The organism is Vibrio sp. TRT 17S01 (assembly GCF_050113695.1).
Classification (GTDB): Bacteria; Pseudomonadota; Gammaproteobacteria; order Enterobacterales; family Vibrionaceae; genus Vibrio.
The window spans coordinates 382,720-402,702 of record NZ_JBNJOG010000002.1 but is presented as its reverse complement, the minus strand read 5'-3'; the positions used below and the strand labels follow the sequence as shown (position 1 = coordinate 402,702).

At 44.3% G+C, this 19,983-nt stretch carries 19 protein-coding genes and 1 other RNA gene; 13 read left to right on the top strand and 7 right to left on the bottom strand.

Annotation, left to right across the window (positions count from 1 at the left end; all coding sequences use genetic code 11):
* Window positions 1–183 precede the first annotated feature (183 nt).
* Window positions 184–2,064: a DNA topoisomerase IV subunit B gene (parE, locus tag ACQEXS_RS05070; protein WP_427013036.1), complete on the top strand. Its 1,881-nt coding sequence runs from the start codon at window positions 184–186 to the stop codon at window positions 2,062–2,064.
* Between the two features lie 3 nt (window positions 2,065–2,067).
* On the top strand, window positions 2,068–4,341 hold the full coding sequence (gene parC, locus ACQEXS_RS05065; RefSeq protein WP_427013035.1) for a DNA topoisomerase IV subunit A: 2,274 nt from the start codon (window positions 2,068–2,070) through the stop codon (window positions 4,339–4,341).
* 37 nt (window positions 4,342–4,378) lie between these two features.
* Here parC and degS read toward each other — a convergent pair whose 3' ends face one another.
* From degS to zapG, 3 genes are all read right to left on the bottom strand, one after another.
* Window positions 4,379–5,443 (bottom strand): outer membrane-stress sensor serine endopeptidase DegS, encoded by a 1,065-nt coding sequence (gene degS / locus ACQEXS_RS05060; protein WP_427013034.1) that lies wholly within the window; start codon window positions 5,441–5,443, stop codon window positions 4,379–4,381.
* Between the two features lie 116 nt (window positions 5,444–5,559).
* The gene (locus ACQEXS_RS05055) at window positions 5,560–6,927 is read right to left on the bottom strand and encodes a Do family serine endopeptidase (protein ID WP_427013033.1); all 1,368 of its coding nucleotides are present in this window, start codon (window positions 6,925–6,927) and stop codon (window positions 5,560–5,562) included.
* Window positions 6,928–7,055: 128 nt separating this feature from the next.
* Window positions 7,056–7,505: a Z-ring associated protein ZapG gene (zapG, locus tag ACQEXS_RS05050; RefSeq protein ID WP_427013032.1), complete on the bottom strand. Its 450-nt coding sequence runs from the start codon at window positions 7,503–7,505 to the stop codon at window positions 7,056–7,058.
* A gap of 158 nt (window positions 7,506–7,663) precedes the next feature.
* Here zapG and zapE point away from each other — a divergent pair, with 158 nt between their 5' ends.
* The 8 genes from zapE (at window position 7,664) to sspB (ending at window position 13,998) form a co-directional block, all read left to right on the top strand.
* Window positions 7,664–8,773 (top strand): cell division protein ZapE, encoded by a 1,110-nt coding sequence (zapE, locus tag ACQEXS_RS05045; RefSeq protein ID WP_427013031.1) that lies wholly within the window; start codon window positions 7,664–7,666, stop codon window positions 8,771–8,773.
* A 234-nt stretch (window positions 8,774–9,007) separates the two neighbouring features.
* Window positions 9,008–9,436 (top strand): 50S ribosomal protein L13, encoded by a 429-nt coding sequence (gene rplM / locus ACQEXS_RS05040; RefSeq protein ID WP_005372872.1) that lies wholly within the window; start codon window positions 9,008–9,010, stop codon window positions 9,434–9,436.
* 15 nt (window positions 9,437–9,451) lie between these two features.
* Window positions 9,452–9,844: a 30S ribosomal protein S9 gene (rpsI, locus tag ACQEXS_RS05035; RefSeq protein ID WP_005436094.1), complete on the top strand. Its 393-nt coding sequence runs from the start codon at window positions 9,452–9,454 to the stop codon at window positions 9,842–9,844.
* Between the two features lie 341 nt (window positions 9,845–10,185).
* Window positions 10,186–10,779, top strand: a complete 594-nt coding sequence (petA, locus tag ACQEXS_RS05030) for a ubiquinol-cytochrome c reductase iron-sulfur subunit (RefSeq protein ID WP_427009889.1) — start codon at window positions 10,186–10,188, stop codon at window positions 10,777–10,779.
* Window positions 10,779–12,044, top strand: coding sequence for a cytochrome b (locus tag ACQEXS_RS05025; RefSeq protein WP_367987242.1), 1,266 nt, complete (start codon window positions 10,779–10,781; stop codon window positions 12,042–12,044). Before petA ends, ACQEXS_RS05025 begins: the two co-directional genes overlap by 1 nt.
* Window positions 12,041–12,778: a cytochrome c1 gene (locus ACQEXS_RS05020; RefSeq protein ID WP_427013030.1), complete on the top strand. Its 738-nt coding sequence runs from the start codon at window positions 12,041–12,043 to the stop codon at window positions 12,776–12,778. The genes ACQEXS_RS05025 and ACQEXS_RS05020 overlap by 4 nt, the downstream gene beginning before the upstream one ends.
* A gap of 99 nt (window positions 12,779–12,877) precedes the next feature.
* A complete protein-coding gene (gene sspA / locus ACQEXS_RS05015) occupies window positions 12,878–13,513 on the top strand; it encodes a stringent starvation protein SspA (protein WP_427013029.1) in 636 nt (211 codons plus the stop codon).
* Window positions 13,513–13,998: a ClpXP protease specificity-enhancing factor gene (sspB, locus tag ACQEXS_RS05010; protein WP_367987239.1), complete on the top strand. Its 486-nt coding sequence runs from the start codon at window positions 13,513–13,515 to the stop codon at window positions 13,996–13,998. The genes sspA and sspB overlap by 1 nt, the downstream gene beginning before the upstream one ends.
* Window positions 13,999–14,048: 50 nt before the next feature.
* Here the strand turns inward: sspB and ACQEXS_RS05005 are convergent, their stop codons facing one another.
* Genes ACQEXS_RS05005 through ACQEXS_RS04990 form a run of 4 tightly spaced genes read right to left on the bottom strand, consistent with a single transcriptional unit; the run spans window position 14,049 to window position 17,383 of the window.
* Entirely contained in the window at window positions 14,049–14,618 is a 570-nt protein-coding gene (locus ACQEXS_RS05005; protein WP_367987238.1) for a BON domain-containing protein, read from the bottom strand.
* A gap of 4 nt (window positions 14,619–14,622) precedes the next feature.
* Window positions 14,623–15,213: a phosphoheptose isomerase gene (locus ACQEXS_RS05000; RefSeq protein WP_367987237.1), complete on the bottom strand. Its 591-nt coding sequence runs from the start codon at window positions 15,211–15,213 to the stop codon at window positions 14,623–14,625.
* Window positions 15,214–15,216: 3 nt separating this feature from the next.
* Window positions 15,217–15,627, bottom strand: a complete 411-nt coding sequence (locus ACQEXS_RS04995; protein WP_367987236.1) for a YraN family protein — start codon at window positions 15,625–15,627, stop codon at window positions 15,217–15,219.
* Window positions 15,572–17,383 (bottom strand): penicillin-binding protein activator, encoded by a 1,812-nt coding sequence (locus ACQEXS_RS04990; RefSeq protein WP_427013028.1) that lies wholly within the window; start codon window positions 17,381–17,383, stop codon window positions 15,572–15,574. Before ACQEXS_RS04990 ends, ACQEXS_RS04995 begins: the two co-directional genes overlap by 56 nt.
* Window positions 17,384–17,446: 63 nt before the next feature.
* On the opposite strand from ACQEXS_RS04990, the gene rsmI reads away from it, so the two are divergent.
* The 3 genes from rsmI to rsmH all read left to right on the top strand — a co-directional run bounded on the left by rsmI (window position 17,447) and on the right by rsmH (window position 19,979).
* The gene (gene rsmI, locus ACQEXS_RS04985; protein ID WP_427013027.1) at window positions 17,447–18,310 is read left to right on the top strand and encodes a 16S rRNA (cytidine(1402)-2'-O)-methyltransferase; all 864 of its coding nucleotides are present in this window, start codon (window positions 17,447–17,449) and stop codon (window positions 18,308–18,310) included.
* A gap of 139 nt (window positions 18,311–18,449) precedes the next feature.
* Window positions 18,450–18,845, top strand: an RNA gene (gene rnpB / locus ACQEXS_RS04980) — RNase P RNA component class A.
* A gap of 183 nt (window positions 18,846–19,028) precedes the next feature.
* The gene (gene rsmH / locus ACQEXS_RS04975; protein ID WP_427009895.1) at window positions 19,029–19,979 is read left to right on the top strand and encodes a 16S rRNA (cytosine(1402)-N(4))-methyltransferase RsmH; all 951 of its coding nucleotides are present in this window, start codon (window positions 19,029–19,031) and stop codon (window positions 19,977–19,979) included.
* The last annotated feature ends 4 nt before the right edge of the window (window positions 19,980–19,983 follow it).

The following is a 19,983-nucleotide window of genomic DNA, read 5'->3' as shown; positions in this document are numbered from 1 at the left end:
AGTTACTTACTTATCCCACTTGACATGAACATGTCTCTTCCAGACTATGTTTCCCCTAGACTATTGCAGTCAAGAACGCTGATAAAAGCAGCGTTTTTGTTAAATTTTTAGCCGAAATAATAATAAGCTTCATAATTCATCTGCAAAGTAACCGTTTCAATTTCTAGAACGATATTCCGTATTATGACTGAACAATATAATGCTGGAGCCATTGAGGTTCTTAATGGTTTAGAGCCAGTACGTCGCCGACCAGGGATGTATACGGATACAGCGCGCCCAAATCACTTGGGCCAAGAGGTTATCGATAACAGTGTCGATGAAGCGCTAGCCGGACATGCAACAAAGGTTCAAGTAATTCTTCATGCAGACCAATCATTAGAAGTGATTGATGATGGCCGTGGCATGCCTGTCGATATTCACCCTGAAGAGAAGGTATCAGGCGTTGAGCTGATTTTATGTAAACTTCATGCGGGTGGTAAATTTTCTAATAAAAACTACCAGTTTTCTGGTGGTCTACACGGTGTAGGTATTTCGGTAGTAAATGCGCTGTCTAAGCGTGTTGAAGTAACCGTTCGTCGTGACGGTCAAGTGTATGAGATTGCTTTTGAACACGGTGATAAGGTTTCTGACCTAACGGTTACGGGCACATGTGGCCGTCGCAACCGTGGTACCAGTGTACACTTCTGGCCAGATGCAAAGTACTTTGATTCTGCAAACTTCTCGGTAACACGTTTGGTGAATAACCTACGTGCGAAAGCAGTACTTTGCCCGGGTCTAGAGATTACGTTTACCGATAAAGTAAACAACAAAGACTACAAATGGCACTACGAAGATGGTCTGAAAGACTATCTAGCGGAAGGTGTAAAAGGTTACCCAGTTCTACCAGAAGAACCATTTACTGGTGAGTTCTCAGCTGAAACCGAAGCGGCAAACTGGGCGGTAATTTGGCAGCCGGAAGGCGGCGAGATGATCACGGAAAGCTACGTGAACCTTATCCCAACCGCACAAGGTGGTACGCACGTTAACGGTCTACGCCAAGGCTTGCTCGATGCAATGCGTGAGTTCTGTGAATTCCGTAACTTGTTGCCTCGTGGCGTGAAGCTAACCGGTGATGACGTTTTTGACCGCTGTTCTTACGTACTGTCAGTTAAGATCCAAGACCCGCAGTTTGCCGGTCAAACCAAAGAGCGTTTGTCTTCTCGTCAAACAGCTGCCTTTGTCTCTGGTGTAGTAAAAGATGCATTCAGCCTATGGTTGAACGAAAAGCCACAACTGGCTGAGCAGTTAGCTGAAGTATGTATCGCGAATGCCCACCGTCGTATGCGTGCGAGCAAAAAGGTTGTACGTAAGAAGGTCGCATCAGGTCCTGCATTGCCAGGTAAACTGACCGACTGTTCTGTACAAGACCTTAACCGCACCGAAATCTTTTTCGTAGAGGGTGACTCGGCGGGCGGCTCTGCTAAACAAGCACGTGATCGTGAGTTCCAAGCAGTGATGCCACTGCGTGGTAAGATCCTGAATACGTGGGAAGTCTCTGCAGACCAAGTTCTTGCTTCTCAAGAGGTGCACGACATCTCTGTTGCTTTGGGTATCGACCCAGACAGCGACAACCTAGACAGCCTGCGTTACGGTAAGATCTGTATCCTTGCCGATGCGGACTCGGATGGTTTGCACATCGCAACGCTATTGTGTGCACTGTTCACACGTCACTTCCGTGCGCTGGTTGAAGCTGGTCATATCTACGTAGCGATGCCGCCTCTGTATCGTATCGACTGTGGTAAAGAAGTCTTCTATGCCCTAGACGATGACGAAAAAGATGGCGTACTAGAGCGCTTGTCGAAGAAGAAAGCCAAAATCAACGTGCAACGATTCAAAGGTCTGGGTGAGATGAACCCACTTCAGTTGCGCGAAACAACCATGGATCCGAACACGCGTCGTCTGGTTCAGTTAACCATTGATGACTCGGCGGCGACCATGGAAATGATGGACATGCTGCTTGGTAAGAAACGAGCAGATGATCGTCGTTCTTGGCTACAAAACAACGGCGATATGGCAGAGGTTTAACGGATGTCTACAGAAATTACTTACGATGGCGTTGAACAGTTGCCAATGCGCAAGTTCACCGAAGACGCTTATCTGAACTACTCGATGTACGTAATCATGGACCGCGCATTGCCATACATTGGCGATGGTTTGAAGCCGGTTCAACGACGCATCATTTACGCAATGTCGGAGCTTGGTCTTTCGGCATCAGCAAAATACAAAAAATCCGCACGTACCGTTGGTGACGTGTTGGGTAAATACCACCCGCATGGTGACTCTGCATGTTACGAAGCGATGGTACTCATGGCACAGCCATTCTCTTACCGTTACCCATTGGTTGACGGTCAAGGTAACTGGGGTGCGCCAGATGACCCGAAATCATTCGCAGCAATGCGTTATACCGAAGCAAAACTGTCTAAGTTTGCCGAAGTGCTGCTGGGTGAATTAGGTCAAGGCACGGTTGAATGGCAACCTAACTTTGATGGCACGATGAAAGAGCCTCAAATGTTGCCTGCACGTCTGCCTCATATCCTGCTAAACGGTGTAACTGGTATCGCGGTTGGTATGGCGACAGATATCCCGCCTCACAACGTTCGTGAAGTGGCGGATGCAACCATCCATTTGATCGACAACCCGAAAGCGGAACTGCCAGATGTGATGCAGTTCGTTAAAGGCCCAGACTACCCGACAGAAGCAGAAATCATTTCGCCGCAAGCGGATATCGAGAAGATTTACCGTAACGGTCGCGGCAGCATCAAGATGCGCGCGGTATGGCACAAAGAAGGTTCAGATATCGTTATCACTTCTCTGCCACACCAAGTATCAGGTGCGAAACTGCTTGAGCAAATCGCAAACCAAATGCGCGCTAAGAAGCTACCAATGGTTGACGACCTTCGCGATGAATCGGATCACGAGAACCCAACGCGTATCGTTGTGGTTCCAAAGTCAAATCGCGTAGATTGTGATCTGTTGATGAACCACTTGTTCGCTTCAACCGATCTTGAGCGCAGCTACCGCATTAACTTGAACATGATTGGTTTGGATAACCGTCCTCAAGTTAAAGGTCTGGTTCAAATTCTGTCTGAGTGGATCGAGTTCCGTCGCACGACTGTGCGTCGCCGTCTACAACACCGCCTAGACAAAGTAATGGCTCGTCTACACATCTTGGAAGGTTTGTTGGTTGCTTACCTCAACCTAGATGAAGTGATTGAGATCATTCGTACTGAAGACGATCCAAAAGCAGTGCTGATGGAACGCTTTGGCATTACCGATATCCAAGCGGATGCGATTCTAGATACTAAACTTCGTCATTTAGCCAAACTAGAAGAGATGAAGATCCGTGGTGAGCAAGACGAGCTAGAAAAAGAACGTGAGAAGCTAGAACAGCTACTAGGTTCTGAGCGTCGTCTGAACACACTACTGAAGAAAGAAATCAAAGCAGATGCAGAGAAATACGGTGATGACCGTCGTTCGCCAATGGTTGAACGTGCAGAAGCAAAAGCGCTGACTGAACGAGACTTAATACCAAGTGAGCCAATCACGGTTGTGCTTTCTGAGAAAGGCTGGATTCGTCACGCGAAAGGTCACGATGTGGATGCAGAAGGCTTGAGCTACAAGTCTGGTGACAAATACTTAGCGCATGCGCGTGGTAAGAGTAATCAGCAAGCGGTGTTCTTTGGCAGTGATGGCCGAAGCTACTCACTTGAGTCGCATTCATTGCCATCGGCGAGAAGCCAAGGTGAGCCAATTACTGGTCGCTTGAATATCACTGCTGGCAGCAGCATTCGCCAAGTGATCATGGGCGAAGAAGAGCAGCTATGGCTGGTGGGTTCTGATGCGGGTTACGGCTTTGTATGTAAAGGTTCTGATTTGCTATCGAAGAACCGCAGCGGTAAAGCATTGGTGACTCTGCCTGCAAACTCTGAAGTGATGACGCCTTATGCGATTCGTGATTTAGATAGCGATGAGATCTTAGCTATTACTAATCAAGGCCGTATGTTGCTGTTCCCAATCAAAGACCTCCCACAGTTAGGCAAAGGTAAAGGGAATAAGATCATCAATATCCCTGCAGCGAAAGCTAAAGAACGTGAAGAGTTTGTCTCTCACTTGTTAGCTTTACCACAAGGCGCTTCGGTAACTTTGTATGCGGGTAAACGTAAGCTTGGCCTTAAGCCGTCTGATCTTGAAAACTTCCGTGGTGAACGTGGACGCAGAGGTGGGTTATTACCAAGAGGTTTACAAAGGGTGACACGTATAGAGCTTGAACAGTCTTCAGAGCAAGAAACGTTGAATGACTAATTAAAAAAAATCCCCTGCTAAGCAGGGGATTTTTTTACTAATCTCTGGGGTCTTCTGCGATGGTGACTTGTAACGTCATCTCTTCTCCCTGCCGAAGTATTAAAATATCGGTCTGAGTTCCAGGGCGCAATTCGGTCACGATATCCATCACACTTTGTTTGCCATTTATCTTTTGACCACCAATTTTTAGAATGATGTCTTGCGCTTTAAACCCTGCTTTTGCGGCAGGTCCATTTGGATCAATTCCCAGCACAATAATACCGCCTAAATGGTCATTGCCTAAGAGGCGAGCAGTCAATTGGTTAATATCTTGGCCATCAATTCCAATATAACCACGAATCACACGGCCGTCAGCAATGATCTTCTGCATTATTTTGTTTGCTAGTGCATATGGGATTGCAAAAGAAATTCCATACGTCTCAAGTTCAGTCGCTTGCTGGAAAGAGGCAGTGTTAATACCAACCAGCTCACCACGAGTATTGACCAAAGCACCACCTGAGTTGCCTTCATTAATTGCAGCGTCGGTTTGAATAAAGGCTTGGCGTCCGTCCGCACTAATCGATGAGCGACCAGTCGCTGAGATGATACCAAACGTTGTTGTTTGGCCTAGGTTATAAGGGTTACCGATAGCAAGTACGACATCACCAACGGTTGGTGAATATTCTGAATTGAGTGGAATAACTGGTAGGTTTGTTCCTTCGATACGAAGGATTGCGATATCTGTTCGTCGATCTTTACCGACTAATTGAGCGGCAGCAACACGGCCGTCTTGAAGCAATACAATGATTTGGTCGGCTTTGGCTACAACATGGTAATTGGTGATGATATAGCCTTTTTCACTGACAATGACGCCTGACCCCAATCCTTGAGTTGAAAGTTGTGTTCTATTGTTTTCGGTGTATTTCCGGCTGTAGATGTTGACTACTGCGGGCGCAGCTCTACGCACTGCTTGATTAAACGAAATTTGTTGGGAGTTGATATCGATTCCGGTGCTTTGAGCTTGATTTGGTAGTACATTTGAGCGTAAAGAGGGCACTAACAACAAAAGAAGTGCAGCCGTTGCTAAACCTAAACCGACAGATCTTAGCAAAAATGGGATCATACCTTCTTCAACTCCGGATAGAAAACTCGTGAATGATGAAGAATAGCATTAGATGAAAAAATAATAAAAGGACAGTGCGGTGGAGCACTGTCCTTTAAAGTCAATATCACGTCATTTTATCGAACAACTAGATAAATAGTGCGATCGCCACGTTGAATATTCAATGCAAGCACTCCCGGTTTTTTATCTAGAATCTTTCTGAATTCCGCAAGGTTTTTCACTCGGTGACGATTAACACCAATAATAATGTCATCGGCTTGTAGTTGGTATGCTTCCGCAGGAGAACCTTTGGTAACAGACGTTACTTTCACGCCAGAGATCGGGTCATTAGCAATCGTATTGGTTAGCTCCGCGCCTGCCAATCCGTCATGCAGTTTATCTGCTGTTGTTTTCACATCAGATTGTTCGCCTAAGGTGACATTGAAGATTTGTTTCTTGCCATCCCGAACCACCCCTAAAGTGATTTTCTTACCGGCGCCTAAGGTGGCAACTTTTGCTCGCAGTTCACCAAAAGTATCAATACTCTTGTTATTGATTGATACAATAATGTCACCAGCTTTTAGACCTGCTTTATCGGCTGCACTTTCTGGCACTACTTGGCTGACAAAAGCGCCTTTACTCGATTCATAACCGAGCGCTTCGGCCAATTCAGAGGTGATTTCTCCGCCTTGAACCCCTAGCATGCCGCGTTTCACTTCGCCAAACTCGAGAATTTGCTCCGTTAAGTTCTTCATCATATTTGATGGGATAGCAAAACCAATACCAACGTTTCCGCCATTTGGACCAAGAATCGCCGTGTTTATACCGATAAGCTCACCATTTAGGTTCACTAAAGCTCCTCCAGAGTTACCACTGTTAATCGCGGCATCTGTTTGGATGAAGTTTTCAAGGTTTTCTACGTTAAGTCCGCTACGACCTAATGCTGAAACAATACCAGAGGTAACGGTTTGCCCAAGACCAAATGGATTACCGATGGCAACACTAAAATCACCGACGCGCAGTTTATCTGAATCGGAAATCTTTATTTCAGTTAGATTTTTTGCTTTTTCTAACTTGAGTAAAGCGATATCAGATTGCTGATCGCCACCGATAAGCTCTGCATCATACTCTCGTCCGTCATGCAGCTTCACTCGGATTTTCTCTGCACCATTTATTACATGGTAGTTGGTGACGACATGGCCTTTGTTTGCATTAATAATGACGCCAGAGCCGAGACCACGGAAAGGGCGCTCTTGGATTTGTTCGGCTGGAAACTCGGGACCAAAGAAAAAGCGGAATTGCTCAGGAATGCGTTGCTTGGAAACTTGAGTACCTTCAACAGCAATACTGACAACGGCGGGTGTTACCCGTTCTAGCATTGGCGCTAAGCTAGGAAGCTGTTCACCGTTAACGGCTAGCGGTAATGCGGCTGAGGCTGGTATGGGGGTGATGATTGAACTTAAGCTTAATGATAAGACGGTTAAAGCAAGCAAAGGTTTTTTCATCTGATAACTCCTATGTTATTCAAGACCTTTTGATTCTGTATTTGTTTGAGAAATAAGAATTCACAAGGTACTGCTGAGAGTTATGACTTAAAAACCTTTGCAAAGTTCATCTATTATACAAAATTGCTTTATGATGCTTTGGCGGTGACGGCGTCTTCCGAGCTCAATGTTTCTTTTTCTGGCTCTTTAAGTAAGCCTGTCGCACCAGAAGCGTAGTCTTTTGGCGCTTCTTCTATTTTCGAATTAACTTCGTGTTCAACTTTTTCTTCGCTATGTTCAGCAATTTTTTTGTTAAATGGATTGTCTTGATCTGGAACATTAGGCAGCAATTCTGTAGATGTTTTTGCCATATGTTGGTAAATTTTTGTGTATTCTTTACCTAGAGAGTCCAGCATTTCTGCGGTTTGCGCAAAGTGATCCGCAAGATCTTGTTTTTGCTGTTCCAATTCAAATTTTGCTTTGTCCAGTTCTTTTTGGACGCTTTTTTGCTTCTTGTATCCTGGGGTCGTGATTCGCGCGATGATAATTCCTAAAACTGCGCCAACTAACAAACCTATTACGGCGTAAATCCAAGGCATATTTGCTCCTTATCATTGTTATTTAACATGTTTTTTACCGAGTGGTTACACATGTTCGATGGACATGGTACTATGACAAACTGAGTCAATAAAGGGAAATGAATGCGCTTTATTTGCTGCTCTTTACTCCTCTTATATTCCTAATAGGTTGTATACCAATGACGCCGATAGAAAAATATCACTTTGACTTGAAAGAACACGGTTTTCAAAAAGACGACGCGCAACTACAAGCGATTAAGGCGTTAAATCAACTTTATTTGAATCTGATAGATTTTCAAAATACACCTAAATCAGAGGTTAATACCGGGCTTTGGTCTCGTTTATGGAGCAAGCCTCAAGAACTCCCGCCTCCACCTAAAGGGCTCTATTTTTGGGGGGGCGTGGGGCGTGGAAAAACATATTTAATGGACACGTTTTACGAAACGCTACCAGGAAATCGCAAAATGCGAGTTCATTTCCACCGCTTCATGCACCGCGTGCATGACGAATTAGGTGCTTTAGGCGAAATCAGTGATCCCTTAAAGTCAGTAGCAGATAAATTTAAAACTGAAACAGACATTATCTGCTTTGACGAGTTTTTTGTATCAGATATCACCGATGCAATGATTTTAGGGAATTTATTCCAAGAGCTCTTTGCTCGAGATGTTATTTTGGTGGCAACCTCGAATATTCCTCCACAAGATCTTTATCGCAATGGCTTACAGCGCGCGCGCTTTTTACCCGCTATTCAGTTAATTGAGGAAAACTGTGAGATTTTGAATGTAGATAGTGGGGTTGACTATCGATTACGAACGTTAGAGCAAGCAGAGATCTATCATTTCCCTCTCGATCGCGCCGCAAGTGAAAACCTAACTCGATACTATGAGCAGTTAGTCGGTGAACACAAAGACATTCAGTGTGAAATCGAAATCAATCATCGAACTGTTCCTGTGATAGCGGCATCTAATGGTGTGTTACATGCCAGCTTTGCTCAGCTGTGCCAAAGTGCGAGGAGTCAAAATGATTATATTGAAATTTCTCGCCTATATCACACGGTGCTATTAGCGGATGTTGTGCATATGAATCATAGCATTGATGATGCTGCGCGCCGCTTTATAGCACTGGTTGATGAATTTTATGAGCGAAACGTAAAGTTAATCATTTCGGCAGAAGTTGCATTAGAAGCGTTATACAGCTCTGGTCAATTAGAATTTGAATTTAAGCGTTGTCAGTCGCGTTTAATAGAAATGCAAAGTCATGATTATTTGGCAAAAGAGCATTTAAGTTAGTACGAAATTTAAGCTAAAACGGTACAAAGAAAAAAAATGATATTTTCGCGGAAAAAGAGGTGATTTTTTCAGCTGACTTCTCTATAATCCTGCGACCCACCGTTACTGCAGACCGAATTCTACAGGAATTTAGGGTCGAGAGTGCCAACCACTCGAAGGGGTGATGACTGGGCTCTTAGTCAGTGGGAGCTATGCTCCTTAAGTGTAAATTTAAATTAACGGGTTATTATTAGCATGAAAACTTTCGTTGCTAAACCAGAAACTGTAAAACGCGACTGGTACGTTGTAGACGCTGAAGGTAAAACTCTTGGCCGTCTAGCAAGTGAAATTGCATCTCGCCTACGTGGCAAACACAAAGCTGAATACACTCCTCACGTTGACACTGGTGATTACATCATCGTTATCAATGCTGAGAAAGTTGCTGTAACTGGCAACAAAGCTAAGAACAAAGTGTACTACCGTCACTCTGAGTTCCCAGGCGGCCTAAAATCAATCACTTTTGAAAAGCTGATCGATCGTAAGCCTGAAATGGCTCTTGAACTAGCGGTTAAAGGTATGCTACCACGTGGTCCTCTAGGCCGTGCTATGTACCGTAAGCTGAAAGTTTACGCTGGCGCTGAGCACAACCATGTTGCTCAACAACCACAAGTACTAGACATCTAATCGGGGATTTCGAAAATGGCAGAGAATCAATACTACGGCACTGGCCGTCGCAAAAGCTCAGCTGCACGTGTTTTCATTAAACCAGGCAGCGGCAACATCGTAATCAACAAGCGTAGCCTTGATGAGTACTTCGGTCGTCCAACTTCTCGCATGGTTGTTAAACAGCCTCTTGAGCTAGTTGAACTAACTGAAAAACTAGACCTATACGTTACTGTTAAAGGTGGCGGTATTTCAGGTCAAGCAGGTGCTATCCGTCACGGTATCACTCGTGCTCTAATGGAATACGATGAGTCTCTACGTCCTACTCTACGTGCAGCTGGTTACGTTACTCGTGACGCTCGTTGCGTTGAACGTAAGAAAGTTGGTCTACGTAAAGCACGTCGTCGTCCACAGTTCTCTAAACGTTAATTTTTCTTCGGAAGAATTATACGTTCCAGATGTACTGGATTACGCTATCAAAGCCTGGCTTCTTGCCAGGCTTTTTGTTTTTTGCTTCAAATCAAATCCCTTCATTCCTGAGAATCTCAGCATATTAATATCAGATTTGTTCCTTTTGTGACTTCACAAGCGAATTGCATTCACAAATGTTACAAAAAGGTAGCTTTATCTTGTCAAAAAGTAGGGTTTTATTTATCATTTCCAATCAAATAAATACAACTAAATTCGTATTTTGTTAGCCATGCTCTTAAAGGGAAATAACCGGGTCAAAGAGCCTGATATCCCCAAGGAGCAAGTGGGAGAATGTTTGGATGAGCAATGCGCCTTTAAATAACGGTCGCAGACGTTTCTTAACTGCTACAACAGCTGTTGTTGGTGGTTTGGGAGCAGCTGCGGTTGCCGTTCCTTTTATTAAATCTTGGAACCCAAGTGAAAAAGCGAAAGCTGCAGGTGCTCCTGTTGAAGTTGAAGTAGGTAAACTTGAAGAGGGGCAAATGGTACGTGTTGAGTGGCGTGGTAAACCTGTATGGGTGGTTCGTCGCGCTCAATCTGTGGTTGATGGCTTAACAGCGATCGACGGACAGCTTCGTGATCCTGAATCTGGTGAAGCCCAACAACCAGATTACGCTCAGAATGCTTACCGTTCTATTAAACCTGAATATTTTGTAGCAGTAGGTATTTGTACTCACCTTGGTTGTTCACCAACTTATTTGCCAGACAGTTTTAGCGAGCAAGTTCAAGGTGTTAAATCAGGTTTCTTCTGTCCATGTCATGGTTCGAAGTTTGATATGGCTGGTCGTGTATTTCAAGGTGTTCCAGCGCCATTAAACCTTGTGGTACCTAAGCACATGTACCTAAGCGATACCAAAATCCTTATCGGTGTTGATGAAGGAGGGGAAGCATAATGCAAGCTCTACTGGATTGGGTAGAAAAACGCATACCCGCAATGAACGCGTATAAGAAGCACCTCTCTGAGTATCCGATGCCAAAGAATTTTAACTTTTGGTATTTATTTGGCTCGCTAGCGATGCTTGTGTTGGTGAACCAGATCCTTACGGGTATTTGGTTAACAATGAACTACGTACCATCGGGTGATGGTGCATTCGCTTCAATCGAATACATCATGCGTGATGTTGAATACGGTTGGTTACTGCGTTACATGCATTCTACTGGTGCTTCAGCTTTCTTTGTTGTTGTTTATCTGCACATGTTCCGTGGTCTTATCTATGGCTCGTACCAGAAGCCTCGTGAGTTACTATGGATCTTCGGTATGTTGATCTTCTTGGTGCTGATGGCAGAAGCATTCATGGGTTACCTACTTCCATGGGGGCAAATGTCTTACTGGGGGGCTCAGGTAATCATCTCTCTCTTCGGTGCTATCCCTGTTATTGGTGATGATCTAACGTTATGGATTCGTGGTGACTACGTTATCTCTGGCGCGACGCTTAACCGTTTCTTTGCTCTACACGTTATCGCACTACCAATCGTACTTCTGCTGCTTATCGTTTTGCACGTACTAGCGCTGCACGAAGTAGGTTCAAACAACCCTGACGGTATCGAAACTAAACTGCCAAAAGGCACGATGGGCGACGATCACAAGACACAGTTTAAGTTCCACGACTACTACACGAAGAAGTACGATATTATCGACTCGATTCCTTTCCATCCTTACGGTACGGTGAAAGATATGGTTGGTATAGCGGGTTTCTTATTCTTCTTCTGCTACGTGTTGTTCTTCAACCCAGAGATGGGTGGTTACTTCCTTGAGCCACCTAACTTTGAAGCGGCCAACCCTCTAAAAACACCTGAGCACATTGCTCCTGTTTGGTACTTCACTCCGTTCTACGCGATCCTTCGTGCGGTTCCAGACAAGCTACTTGGTGTTATTGCTATGGGGGCGTCGATTGCGGTTCTGTTTGTACTTCCTTGGTTAGATCGTTGCCGCGTACGTTCTTATCGCTACCGCAGTAAGTTCCATTTATTCAATATCATCCAATTCACGATCAGCTTTATTGCGTTGGGTATCCTCGGTGCGCTTCCAGCAACACCAACATACACGCTGCTAGCTCAGATCTTCAGCTTAGCTTACTTCATGTTCTTCGTACTGCTGTACTTCTACAGTAAGAACGAAGCGACTAAGCCACTACCAGAAAGGGTGACATTCAAATGAAAAAATGGATTGTAATTTTATTTGCAATGCTGCCTTCATTGGCAATGGCAGCGGGTGCGAACGTACCACTTGATAAAGCAAACAATGACCTGAGTGATCAAGCGTCACTGCAAAATGGTGCGAAATTGTTTATGAACTACTGTTTCGGTTGTCATTCTGCTCAGTACCAACGCTATGAGCGTGTTGCTCGTGATATTGGTATTCCGGTGGAGCTGTTGAAGGATAATTTAATCTTTGATCCTGAAGCAAAAGTCGGTGATTTAATGGAAAATTCAATCCCTGAGGATTCTGCAGCGAAGTGGTTTGGTGCTCCACCACCTGATTTGACTTTGGTTGCTCGAGTTCGTGGTACTGACTGGTTATACACATATTTGCGTTCTTTTTATGAGGATCCAAGCCGTCCATTTGGTGTAAATAACATCGTATTCCCAAGTGTTGGTATGCCCCATGTATTAGAAGAGCTACAAGGTATACCTAAACCAATTTACGCATTAGAAGTCGTAGATGGTAAGGAAATACAAAAAGTGGTTGGTGTTGAGTCTGATGGTACAGGTGAGCTAAATAACGAGGAATACGATGATGCAGTGCGAGATCTCGTTAACTTCCTTGAGTATTCTGGTGATCCTGTGAAGTTAGAACGACATGCTCTTGGATGGTGGGTAATGGGTTTCCTTATTATCTTCACCATTGTAGTTGTGCTTCTTAAGAAAGAGTATTGGCGTGATGTGCACTAATTGTGCTATCATGCTGTGCTAATTTCCAAATTTTATTGTTTACAATGGAGGCTTAGCCTCCATTGTTTTTTTATATCTGTAAGTGTGCTGGAGGGCTCCATGGCTGTAGCTGCCAATAAACGTTCTGTGATGACTCTATTTTCTAGTGCGTCTGATATGTATAGCCATCAGGTACGTATTGTTCTGGCTGAGAAGGGTGTAAGTGTTGAGGTTGAGTTAGTTGACGAAGCTAATCTTCCAACTGAGCTTGTAGAATTGAACCCATATAAATCAGTACCTACTCTAGTTGACCGTGAGTTAGCGCTTTACGATTCAAAGATCATCATGGAATATTTGGATGAGCGTTTTCCGCATCCACCGTTGATGCCTGTATACCCAGTTGCTCGTGGTAACAGCCGCTTGATGATTTATCGCATCGAACGTAACTGGTATTCACTGGCTGCAAAAGTGAACAGTGGTACTGCTGAAGAAGCAGAGAATGCACGTAATAAGTTACGTAATGACTTATTAACACTTGCTCCTGTATTTGCTGAGTACGAATACTTCATGAGTGAAGAGTTTAGCTTGATCGATTGTTACCTAGCTCCACTATTGTGGCGTTTACCTGTGTTAGGTATCGATTTGGTTGGCCCAGGCTCTAAAGAGCTGAAGATATACATGAATCGTGTATTTGAACGTGATTCTTTCTTAGCTTCATTGACTGAAGCCGAGCGTGAAATGCGTCTGGTTCGTTAATGGATATTACTGAGATGACACCACGACGCCCATATATGCTTCGCGCATTTTATGATTGGCTCGTGGATAATGATCTGACACCTCACTTGGTTGTCGCTGCCACATTACCTGGTGTCAGAGTACCAATGGAATTTGTGCAGGATGGCCAGATCATTCTAAATATTGCTCCTCGTGCTGTGGGTAATTTGGAGTTAGGTAATGAAGCGATTACATTTAATGCTCGTTTCAGTGGTAAGCCTCATTCTGTGATTGTTCCTCTCTATGCTGTTCAGGCTATTTATGCTCGTGAAAACGGTGCAGGAACTATGTTTGAAGCAGAAGATGCATACATGGTGGATGAGCAAGCGGAAGAGTTTCTTGATGAGACTGACTCGTCATCTCTGTCTTTGGCATCAGAAGAAGATAGCGAAGTGGAAGAGGGTGTATTCCCTGATGATGAACCACCAAGACCCAAAGGTCGCCCAAGTTTAAGGGTTGTTAAATAAAAAAAGCAGCGTCTAGGCGCTGCTTTTTTATATCTGTATTGAAAAGGTATTTAGTCTCCGTACTGGAAAGCTTTAATCACCCGTTTTACACCAGAAATATTACGTGCGATTTCTGCGGCTTTATCTGCGTGAGCATGTGAGACATAGCCTAAGAGGAATACCTCATTATCTTCAGTGATCACCTTTATTTTAACGCCAGTTAATGCTGAATCGGTAAGTAAGGCTGATTTCACTTTTGTCGTGATCCAACTGTCGTGGCTGATCTCACCAACCGATAGTGGAGCTTTGATTTTTACTTGATTAAAGATTTCATGCACACCTTTGACTTTACTGGCTTGATGTTCAAATTGTTCCAATAACTCCTGTGTTTGTGCTTGTCCCATTAGCACAACAGTTCCTTTGTATGAACTGGCAATGACACGAACTTTTCCACGATAAGGTGCTTTATTTGTAATGCCCGCGACTTCAAATTCAATATTGTTATCTTGCCATATTTCTTGAGTGCTACGAGTATCAATTACGATCGCTGCAGTTGTCGCGGCTCCTGCGACAAATAAGCCTGCGCATCCAGAAGTCGCAAGTAGTGTGAGAGTTAAGAATAAGGCTTTTATGGAGTTCATTGAATTACTCTTCGTGAGCAGGGAATAATACTTGGTCAATAAGATCGCATAAGCAATGCAGTGTCACCATATGAACTTCGTGAATTCTCGCCGTTCTGTGAGACGGAATACGAATTTCAACGTCATTTTCACCAAGTAATCCAGCCATTTCGCCGCCATCTTTACCTGTAAATGCAATGATTGTCATATCGCGGGTAACTGCTGCTTCCATCGCCTTAATGATGTTTTTGCTGTTACCACTGGTTGAGATGGCTAAGAGAATGTCGCCGGGCTGGCCAAATGCACGTACTTGTTTGGAAAAAATTTCCTGATAGTGATAGTCATTTGCTACAGCGGTCAAAGTGGTGTTGTCAGAAGTTAGTGCCATAGCAGGCAAGCTTGGTCTTTCAGTTTCAAATCGGTTTAGTAAACAAGAAACGAAAAGTTGAGCATTAGATGATGAGCCACCATTACCACAACACAGAATTTTATTACCGTTAAGCAAGCTAGCAACCATAGCTTGAGCGGCGTGTGTGATCGCATCTGGTAATGCTTCAGCAGCGGCAATTTGGATTTGAATACTTTCGGTAAAACTGTCTTTAATGCTATCTAGCATCGGTTATCCTTGAGTGATCGCGTTCTTAATCCAGTCAATTTGTTGCCCCTGTGAGTGAATGGCGACAAGATCAAACCGAAAGTCGGTTGAATAGACTGAGAGGTTATTTTTCATTAACCATATGTTGGCCGCATGGATTAGTTTTTTTGCTTTACTCGCGGTCACTGTTTCGGCCGCGTGCCCATATGATTGATTTTTTCGGTATCGTACTTCAACAAAGATGATAGTTGAACCTTGTTTCATTATCAGATCCAACTCACCACCTTTGGTATTGAAGTTTCTCTCAATTAACGTGAGACCGCAACTGAGTAAATACTTCTCTGCTGCGGTTTCATAATGTTGGCCTACCTTGCGGCGGTTATTGAGCACTGTGCTCCGCCCAATCGATTTCACGTTCAACAACACATTGTTCATTGATGCTCAATACCCCGGTTCGGCCTTTGACAGTGTAACCATCCACGACTTTCATTTGAGGTAATTGTTCCATCATTAGATACGCATCCATACCTAACGCTTGTAAGCGTTTTTGTGAATTGGATTCATTTGGCCACATTTCATCCATCTGTCTTTTCAGTTGCTCTTCAGGATGGATAAGTAGAGGAATATCGCTGTAAACAACACCGGATAAATCTTCGTACTGATGACGACCATTGTTACTACGTGAGTTAGAAAACAGCTTAGGTGGTGCTGTATCTGGATTAATAGCCACTTCGATAAACGGCTTAATCAAGGTCAATTCTGCGCTGCTTGCAACAATATAAACGGCATCTACATCACGGCGGCTACGTGGCTGTGTTTCCAACGAAATACCTAATAAAGATTCCATTTGCGCAATGTGTTGCTGACTGCCTTGTAGGCCAAATGCGGAGTTAATATTACGTTGTAGTTGGCGTTTATCACTAAATAGAGTCACTGCAACTTTATTCTCGCTATGTTGTTGCCACTCTCGATTAAAAGCAGAAACGACACGCTCACCTAGGTGTCCTTTCGGTGCGAGGATCAGAGGATATTTGTAGCCTTGTTCATACAAATGTTTGGCAGCTTGTTCAACTTCTTGTTCTGGTGATAGCGCTAAATAACAAGTGCTGGTGCCGTTTTCGATTTCGTCAGGGATGTTTAACGCCAGCATTGGTACTGGTTGAGCGAACTTATCTTGTGCTGCTTGAAGCTTTTCAACATCATCTTTGATAAGTGGTCCAACGATGAAATCGATATTTTTTTCAAGCAGTGTACGCTCTAACTCTTCCACTGTGATCGTATTGGTATCGACAACCGTGAGTGTTGCACTTGGGTCACGTTGCTCATCGTTCATCATTTCAAGAATAAAACCATCACGAATAAGCTGAGCTTGCTTAGCAAACTTACCTGTTAGTGGTAACAGCAACGCTGTGTTTACTGGTTTTGTTATTTCTAGTGAAAGAATGTTTTGCAGTGATTTTGGTGTGTATAGTGCTGCAGGATGATTTGGGTTTTCGGCTAACCATTTTTCCAGCGTATTCTTAAGTTGAGGGATGTTGTTCGACATCGCCTTAACGTAAGTCGTAAGCTGTAACCAACCGTCTAGAACCGCTTCTTCAGGTTGTGCTGAGAAGCGTGTAATTTCATTAGCGGAGTAACGGTTTAAATTTGCCCAAACATCTTGAGCCACATAACTTTGCTGTGAAGAGGCTAAATATGAAGACAGGGCGATCAGTTCACGGCTGGCTTCAAAGTAATCCCCTTTTTTTGCAAACAGCTTGGCTCGTAGATTGTGGTAATCACGCCACTGTTCGTCTTCCAGCATCCATCCAGGTTTGAAATTTAGCCCTGACAAGGCGTCTGAATAGTCTGATTGATTCACCAAAAGCTGTGCTCGCGCCAGCTGCCATTCCGCTTGCTGTGGTTCAGACAGAGGTTGACGGGCGAGGCGTTTCAACAATAACTGAGCTTGTACGTCATCATTCTCCGCAATGGCTGATTTTAATGCCATGATCAACCAATCATTTTGTAAGCTGCCTTGAGAAGCATCCGCTCGCATGAGATAGCTTTGGGTTGATTGAGATGGATCAAGGGTAATGTCCACTGATGTCGGTGCTGAAGGTTTAGACGAACACGCCGCTAAAGTCACCGCAAGTGCAACAGGCGTCAGAATGCGTGTTACACTGAGTCGCTTATGGTTTTTGTTAGCCATGAGTATTTTAGTAATTCCGTGTAAGATTGTGTCTATATTAATCGTTGAAGTGATGGTAAACAAATGACAGATAACAAAACATTGCCAGCAGAGATCCCAACTCTCTACATTGTGCCGACCCCAATCGGCAATTTGGGTGATATTACCCAGCGTGCGATAGAGGTACTGTCTGGAGTCGATCTCATTGCTGCTGAGGATACGCGCCACACTGGTAAGTTATTGTCTCACTTCAGTATTCAAACCAAAACTTATGCCTTACATGATCATAATGAACAACAAAAGGCGCAAGTATTGGTGGATAAATTGCTGGAAGGCCAATCCATCGCGCTTGTTTCTGATGCTGGCACTCCTCTTATTAGCGATCCAGGTTACCATTTGGTCACAAAATGTCGTCAGGCAGGCGTCAAAGTTGTGCCACTTCCTGGGGCTTGCGCTGTCATTACGGCTTTAAGTGCGTCTGGGTTACCATCAGATCGCTTTAGCTTTGAGGGATTCTTACCACCGAAAAGCAAAGGGCGCAAAGACAAGTTTCTAGAAATCTCAAAAGCAGCACGGACGTGTATCTTTTACGAATCACCGCATCGCATTATTGATTCACTCGAAGACATGCTGGATATTCTTGGCCCAGAGCGTGAAGTTGTATTAGCGAGAGAGCTGACCAAAACATTTGAAACCATACAAGGTCTACCACTTGGTGAACTTATTGAGTGGGTCAAGTCGGATGATAACCAACAAAAAGGTGAGATGGTTCTTTTGGTTCATGGTTTCCGTGAATCTGTTGAGGACACCTTGCCTGATGAGGCAACCCGTACTTTAGCGATATTGACCAAAGAACTGCCTCTGAAAAAGGCTGCAGCGTTGGCCGCAGAGATCTATAACCTGAAGAAAAATGCCTTGTACAAATGGGGACTAGAGCATCTAGATTGAATCGCTTTATAGATAGATAAGATTGAGTTTTGCGGCTTTGCGGCAATTATGAATAAAAAAACATCAATTAGCGCATTCGTTTCATTATCTATGTGATCTCTCTGGACTCCAATGGGATAACTCTATACAATCCGCCTCCGGAGTTGACTGGGTAGTCGCTGCTTCATTGATGTCCTTTAGCCTTGTGTTAGGGGAGACTGATGGAGGGGAGGAAAGTCCGGGCTCCATAGAGCAGGGTGCCAGGTAACGCCTGGGGGGCGAAAGCCTACGACAAGTGCAGCAGAGAGAAGACCGCCGATGGCCCGTAAGGGAACAGGTAAGGGTGAAAGGGTGCGGTAAGAGCGCACCGTGCGACTGGCAACAGTTCGTAGCAAGGTAAACTCCACCCGGAGCAAGACCAAATAGGCTTCCGCATAGCGTGGCTCGCGTTGGAGAAGCGGGTAGGTTGCTTGAGCCAGTGAGCGATTGCTGGCCTAGACGAATGGCTACCACCGTGCAAACGGTACAGAACCCGGCTTACAGGTCAACTCCCCCTATTTAAAACCCATCGTAACAACATCGTTATGATGGGTTTTTTGCTTTTAGTTGACGTAAATTATTTTACAAGCAATAAACTTAGCGCAATATCACGTGTTCCTGATGGGACAAGGTGACGATAAGTTGCCAAATGAGTACACTGGACATCAGACGCAACACTGCGATAGTAAATGAGAAGACCATGACCGACGCATTCAAACACATTTCTGTTTTACTTCACGAATCTATTGAAGGTTTAGCGATTAAACCAGACGGCATCTATATTGATGGCACCTTTGGACGCGGAGGGCACAGCCGAACAATTCTTTCTCAGTTAGGCGAAGAGGGACGCTTATTTAGTATCGATCGTGATCCACAAGCGATCGCTGAAGCCAAAAAGATTGAAGATCCACGTTTCACCATTATACACGGCCCATTTTCAGGAATGGCTGAGTATGCGACGCAGCATGGTATTGCTGGTAAAGTTGATGGGGTATTGCTAGACCTAGGTGTTTCCTCTCCTCAACTAGATGATGCGGAGCGAGGCTTTAGCTTCATGAAAGACGGCCCTCTTGATATGCGTATGGATCCAACGTCGGGGATATCGGTTTCTCAATGGTTAGCTGAAGCCGACCTTGATGACATTACTTGGGTTATTCGTGAGTTTGGCGAAGACAAACATGCCCGTCGAATAGCAAAGGCAATTGTGGCTTATCGTGAAAATGAAGAAAATGAGCCATTAACTCGTACTGGCCAATTGGCGAAGCTGATCTCAGATGCTGCGCCTAAGAGTTTCAAAGAAAAGAAACACCCCGCCACTCGTGCTTTTCAGGCTTTTCGTATTTACATCAACAGTGAACTCGAAGAAATTGATACTGCATTAAAAGGAGCGGCTAGTATTCTTGCTCCGCAAGGGCGTTTGTCCGTGATCAGTTTCCACTCACTAGAAGATCGCATGGTGAAGCGATTCATTAGAAAAGAAAGCAAAGGACCAGAAGTTCCTCATGGCATTCCGATGACTGAAGCGCAGATCAAAGCGTTAGGTAGTGCAAACCTAAAAGCAGTGAGTAAAGCTATTAAACCTTCAAAACAAGAGATTGAGATGAACACGCGCTCTCGTAGTTCGGTTCTTCGCATCGCTGAAAAACTTTAACTTA

Excerpts from the sequence above, each read along its gene's own strand:
- ACQEXS_RS05020 (WP_427013030.1), top strand. The coding sequence starts at position 12,041 with ATGAAAAAATGGATTGTAATTTTATTTGCAATGCTGCCTTCATTGGCA.
- ACQEXS_RS05005 (WP_367987238.1), bottom strand. The coding sequence starts at position 14,618 with ATGAACTCCATAAAAGCCTTATTCTTAACTCTCACACTACTTGCGACT.
- ACQEXS_RS05025 (WP_367987242.1), top strand. The coding sequence starts at position 10,779 with ATGCAAGCTCTACTGGATTGGGTAGAAAAACGCATACCCGCAATGAAC.
- degS (WP_427013034.1), bottom strand. The coding sequence starts at position 5,443 with ATGATCCCATTTTTGCTAAGATCTGTCGGTTTAGGTTTAGCAACGGCT.
- zapG (WP_427013032.1), bottom strand. The coding sequence starts at position 7,505 with ATGCCTTGGATTTACGCCGTAATAGGTTTGTTAGTTGGCGCAGTTTTA.
- parC (WP_427013035.1), top strand. The coding sequence starts at position 2,068 with ATGTCTACAGAAATTACTTACGATGGCGTTGAACAGTTGCCAATGCGC.
- rsmI (WP_427013027.1), top strand. The coding sequence starts at position 17,447 with ATGACAGATAACAAAACATTGCCAGCAGAGATCCCAACTCTCTACATT.
- petA (WP_427009889.1), top strand. The coding sequence starts at position 10,186 with ATGAGCAATGCGCCTTTAAATAACGGTCGCAGACGTTTCTTAACTGCT.
- sspA (WP_427013029.1), top strand. The coding sequence starts at position 12,878 with ATGGCTGTAGCTGCCAATAAACGTTCTGTGATGACTCTATTTTCTAGT.
- ACQEXS_RS04990 (WP_427013028.1), bottom strand. The coding sequence starts at position 17,383 with ATGGCTAACAAAAACCATAAGCGACTCAGTGTAACACGCATTCTGACG.
- rplM (WP_005372872.1), top strand. The coding sequence starts at position 9,008 with ATGAAAACTTTCGTTGCTAAACCAGAAACTGTAAAACGCGACTGGTAC.
- rpsI (WP_005436094.1), top strand. The coding sequence starts at position 9,452 with ATGGCAGAGAATCAATACTACGGCACTGGCCGTCGCAAAAGCTCAGCT.
- sspB (WP_367987239.1), top strand. The coding sequence starts at position 13,513 with ATGGATATTACTGAGATGACACCACGACGCCCATATATGCTTCGCGCA.
- ACQEXS_RS04995 (WP_367987236.1), bottom strand. The coding sequence starts at position 15,627 with ATGAACAATGTGTTGTTGAACGTGAAATCGATTGGGCGGAGCACAGTG.
- ACQEXS_RS05000 (WP_367987237.1), bottom strand. The coding sequence starts at position 15,213 with ATGCTAGATAGCATTAAAGACAGTTTTACCGAAAGTATTCAAATCCAA.
- rsmH (WP_427009895.1), top strand. The coding sequence starts at position 19,029 with ATGACCGACGCATTCAAACACATTTCTGTTTTACTTCACGAATCTATT.
- parE (WP_427013036.1), top strand. The coding sequence starts at position 184 with ATGACTGAACAATATAATGCTGGAGCCATTGAGGTTCTTAATGGTTTA.
- zapE (WP_427013031.1), top strand. The coding sequence starts at position 7,664 with ATGACGCCGATAGAAAAATATCACTTTGACTTGAAAGAACACGGTTTT.
- ACQEXS_RS05055 (WP_427013033.1), bottom strand. The coding sequence starts at position 6,927 with ATGAAAAAACCTTTGCTTGCTTTAACCGTCTTATCATTAAGCTTAAGT.